This is a genomic window from Dechloromonas denitrificans (genome assembly GCF_001551835.1).
GTDB lineage: Bacteria > Pseudomonadota > Gammaproteobacteria > Burkholderiales > Rhodocyclaceae > Azonexus > Azonexus denitrificans.
This window is the reverse complement of sequence record NZ_LODL01000040.1, coordinates 107,820-112,325: the sequence shown is the minus strand read 5'-3', so window position 1 is coordinate 112,325 and position 4,506 is coordinate 107,820. Positions and strand designations below refer to the sequence as shown.

The window sequence follows — 4,506 nt, the reverse complement described above, 5'->3', positions numbered from 1 at the left end:
CAAACCCCGCCGCTAAAAAACCTGCCGCAAGTGGCGGGGATGTTAGCACGGAGACCAATTCCGGAACCTCGAATAGCCAATGAGCTCCTTTAGCCTGAAGAACGGTGTCCTGCACGCCGAAGCCGTCGCCCTGCCCACTATTGCCGAACAGTTCGGCACTCCGGCCTACGTTTATTCCCGCGCCGCCCTACAAGGCGCGCTGCAGGAATTCCTCGACGTCCTCGGCGCCCATCCGGTCGGCAGCGGCGCGCTGGTCTGCTACGCCGTCAAGGCCAATTCCAACCTGGCCATCCTCAATCTGTTCGCCCGCATGGGCGCCGGCTTCGACATTGTCTCCGGCGGCGAATTGCAGCGCGTGCTGGCCGCCGGTGCCGATCCGCAGAAGGTCGTGTTCTCGGGCGTCGGCAAGACCGCCGCCGAAATGAAGCAGGCCCTCGACGCCGGCATCTTCTGCTTCAACGTCGAATCCGCTCCCGAACTGGAGCGCCTGAACGAAGTCGCCGGCCAGTGCGGCAAGCGAGCGCCGGTCAGCCTACGCGTCAATCCCAACGTCGACCCGAAGACCCATCCATATATCTCCACCGGCCTCAAGGAAGCCAAGTTCGGCGTCGCCTACGACGATGCGCTGGCCCTTTACCGGCGTGCCGCTGCCTTGCCGAATATCGAAGTGGCCGGCATCGACTGCCATATCGGGTCGCAACTGCTTGACCCGGCCCCCTTCGTCGAGGCGCTCGACCGCGTTTTGGCCCTGATCGACCAGTTGACCGCCGAAGGCATCGCCGTTCACCACCTCGACCTCGGTGGCGGCCTCGGTATCAAGTACAAGGACGACCAGGTGCAGCCGACCGTTGCTGCCTATCTGAACCCGCTGCTCGACAAGCTGGCCGGGCGCGGTCTCAAGGTCGTCCTCGAACCGGGTCGCCGCCTGGTCGGCAATGCCGGCCTGCTGCTCACCCAGGTCGAGTTCCTCAAGCCAGGCGAAGGCAAGAGCTTCGCGATCATCGATGCGGCAATGAACGACCTGATGCGCCCGGCTCTCTACGAAGCCTGGCACGACATCCTGCCGGTGACGCCGCGCGCCGGCGAAAGCCGCGCCTACGACGTGGTTGGCCCGGTCTGCGAGACCGGTGATTTCCTCGGCCAGGCCCGCCCGCTGTGCGTCGAACCCGGCGACCTGCTGGCCGTAATGTCGGCCGGCGCCTACGGCATGGCGATGAGCTCCAACTACAACACCCGGCCGCGCGCCGTCGAAGTCATGGTCGATGGCGAGCAGGTATATCAGATCCGCCGTCGCGAAACGGTGGCCGAGCTGTACGCCGGCGAGCAGGTCTTGCCGGCATGAGACGCGGCGTCCTGCTTCTCGCCACGGCATTCACCCTCGCGGCTTGCGGTGAAAAGCCGGCCGAGAAGAAGGGCGCCCCCGCCACGCTGATCACCACGACGCAAGCCAAGGTCGCGCCGCTGGAGATTTCCGAACGCACGCTCGGCACCCTGACCGCGGTCAAGGACCCGGCCATCGCAGCCGAGGTCGCCGGCAAGGTGGTCAAGATGCTCGCCCGCTCCGGCCAGTCGGTAAAGAAGGGGCAGTTGCTGGCCCAGATCGATGCTACCGACACCGAATACCAGGCAGCCTCCGACCAGGGCGAAATCGCCCGGTTGGAAGCCTTGCTCGTCCAGCAGGATCGCATGGTCGCCCGGCAGACCGAACTGTTGCAGAAAAACTTTATCTCGAAGAATGCCCTCGACGACGTCACCGCCCAGCGCGATGCGATGAAGAACCAGCTGGCCAGTGCCCGCGCCAAGGCAGGCCTGTCGCGCAACAACGTCGGCAAGACACGGGTGGTCGCCCCCTTCGACGGCATTATCGAAGTGCAGATCGCCTCGACCGGCGATTACATCAAGCTCGGCGACCCGCTATTCCGCTTCGTTGCCAACGACCGCCTGCGCGCCGACCTGCCCTTCCCAGAATCGGCGGCCCCCCGCCTGAAAGCCGGCATGCCGGTCCGCCTGACCACCCCACTGGCGCCCGGCGAAACCATCGAAGCGGTGATTGAGGACATCCGGCCGACCGTCGGCGAAGGCAATCGCGCCGTTCTCGCCATCGCCCGCCTCGACAACCCCGGCCCGCTCAAAGGCGGCGCCTCGGTCGATGCCGCCGTGATCACCGGCCGCAAGGACAAGGCCGTGCTGGTGCCGGAGCAATCGGTGGTGCTGCGCCCGGCCGGCAAGGTGGTCTACCTGATCGCCGACGGCAAGGCGAAGCAGCAGGTAGTCGAGGTTGGCGGCAAGCAAGGCGGCCAGATCGAGATCACCCAAGGCCTACAGGGTGGCGAGACGCTGGCCCTGGACGGCGCCGGCTTTCTCAGCGACGGTGCTGCGGTCAACATCAAGGAAACGGCAAAAACCACCCCGGCCGCCAAGCCCGAAGCCAAGCCGCAATGACCCTGCCCGAACTGTCGATCAAGCGCCATGTACTGGCCTGGATGCTGAGCGCCGTCCTGGTGCTGTTCGGCGTCATCAGCTACGACCGGATCGGCATGGACCGCTATCCATACATCGAATTCCCGGTCGTCTCGATCACCACGGCACTCAAGGGGGCCAACCCTGACATCGTCGACGCCTCGATCACCAACATCATCGAGAGTTCGGTCAATTCGACGCCGGGCATCGAGCACATCCAGTCCACGTCGTCGCCCGGCGTGTCGGTGATCGCCATCACCTTCAATCTGGAAAAGAAGATCGACGTCGCCTTCAACGAGGTGCAGGCGAAGGTTAACCAGGTGCTGCGCCGGCTGCCCAAGGACGTCGATCCGCCGGTCGTCGCCAAGGTCGAAACCAACGCCCAGCCGATCATGTGGCTGGCCATCCAGGGCGACCGCACGCAACAGCAACTGAACCAGTACGCCATCAACGTGTTGAAGAAGCGCCTGGAAACTATCGACGGGGTCGGCGAAGTCCGCCTCGGTGGGCGCCGCGACCGGACCATCCGCGTCGAACTGCTGCCGTCCCGGATGGCCGCGCTCGGCATCACCGCGCAGGACATCAACGATGCCTTCGCCAAGGAACACGTGCAGATGGCCGGCGGCTTCGTGGTCGGCGAGAAGACCGAAAGCCTGGTCAAGCTCGACCTCGAATTCCATTCCATCGAAGCCCTGCAGCAGATGGTTATCGGTTACAAGAACGCGGCACCGATCCTGCTGCGCGACGTCGCCGAAGTCATCGACGGCCTGACCGACAACCGCCAACTGGCGCGCTTCAACGGCGAAACCACGGTCGGCCTCGGCATCGTCAAGGTCACCAACACCAATACCGTGGCCATCGTCGACAAGGTCAAGGAAAAGCTGGACAACGAGTTACGGCCGCAACTGCCGCCCGGCCTGCAACTGCACATCGTTTCCAACGACGCGGTGTATATCCTCGAAATCGTCAATGCGCTGAAGGAACACCTGCTCGAAGGCACGCTGCTCGCCGCGCTGGTCGTCTGGCTGTTCCTGCAATCGGTCCGCTCGACCATCATCATTGCGCTCGCCATCCCGGTCTCGCTGATGGGCGCCATTGCCGTCATCTACTTTTTCGGCTACACGCTGAATTCGCTGACCCTGCTCGGCCTGCTGCTGCTGATCGGCGTCGTCGTCGACGACGCCATCGTCGTGCTGGAAAACATCTTCCGGCATCGCGAGGAACTCGATGCCGATCCGGTGACCGCTGCGGTCAACGGCTCGAACGAGGTGGTTTTCGCCGTTATCGCAGCCACCCTGTCGCTGGTCTCGATCTTTGCCCCGGTCATTTTCATGAGCGGCATCATCGGCCAGTTCTTCCGCTCCTTCGCCGTCGTCGTTACCTTCGGCGTGCTGGTTTCACTGTTCGTCTCGCTGACGCTGACGCCGATGCTCTGCTCGCGCTTCCTCACCGTGCGCGAGCACGGCCATCGGCACACGCGCATCCAGCAATGGATCGAGAACGGCTTCAAGCGCCTCGATGCCTTCTATCGCCGCCTGCTCGACTGGTCGCTGGCCAATCGCTGGAAAATCGTGCTGCTGACGCTGTTGACCGTAGCAGCGAGCACTTTCTTCTTCGCCAACGTCGGCAAGACCTTCGCGCCGGAACAGGACGAAGGTCGCTTCCTGGTTTACCTGCGGGCTCCGCTCGGCTCCTCGATCGACTACACCGATTCCCGCCTGCAGATGGTCGAGGAAGTGCTGCGCAGCCACCCGGAAGTCCATACGGAATTCGCCCTGATCGGCCTCGGTAGCGCCGGCCAGGTCAATCAAGGCACCGTCGTCGCCCGCATGGTGCCGCGCGAGGAACGCAAGCTGACACAACAAGACACCCTTGCCATCTTGCGCAAGGAACTGGCGCAGATCCCCGGCGCCCGGGTCTTTGCCGCACCCTATCCGATGGTCCAGGGGCAGCGCGGCGAGCCGCTGCAATTCGTGCTCAGTGGCGAAAACCTCGGTGAAGTCGCCCGCCTCGGCCGCGAACTGCAAGGCAAGCTGGCCGCCGAAC

General features: G+C 64.1%; 3 protein-coding genes. All 3 read left to right on the top strand.

Annotation, left to right across the window (positions count from 1 at the left end; genetic code table 11):
* The first annotated feature begins 79 nt into the window (after nt 1-79).
* Nucleotides 80-1,342 carry a diaminopimelate decarboxylase gene (gene lysA, locus AT959_RS19315; protein WP_066887060.1) on the top strand — a complete coding sequence of 421 codons (1,263 nt, stop codon included), beginning with the start codon at nt 80-82 and terminating at the stop codon, nt 1,340-1,342.
* Entirely contained in the window at nt 1,339-2,442 is a 1,104-nt protein-coding gene (locus tag AT959_RS19310) for an efflux RND transporter periplasmic adaptor subunit (protein ID WP_066887057.1), read from the top strand. The genes lysA and AT959_RS19310 overlap by 4 nt, the downstream gene beginning before the upstream one ends.
* On the top strand, nt 2,439-4,506 hold a 2,068-nt coding region (locus AT959_RS19305), incomplete at its 3' end, for an efflux RND transporter permease subunit (RefSeq protein ID WP_157651373.1). The genes AT959_RS19310 and AT959_RS19305, both read left to right, overlap by 4 nt.

What these genes read in the sequence shown, in the direction of transcription:
- lysA (WP_066887060.1), top strand. Translation starts at nt 80, where the DNA reads ATGAGCTCCTTTAGCCTGAAGAACGGTGTCCTGCACGCCGAAGCCGTC.
- AT959_RS19310 (WP_066887057.1), top strand. Translation starts at nt 1,339, where the DNA reads ATGAGACGCGGCGTCCTGCTTCTCGCCACGGCATTCACCCTCGCGGCT.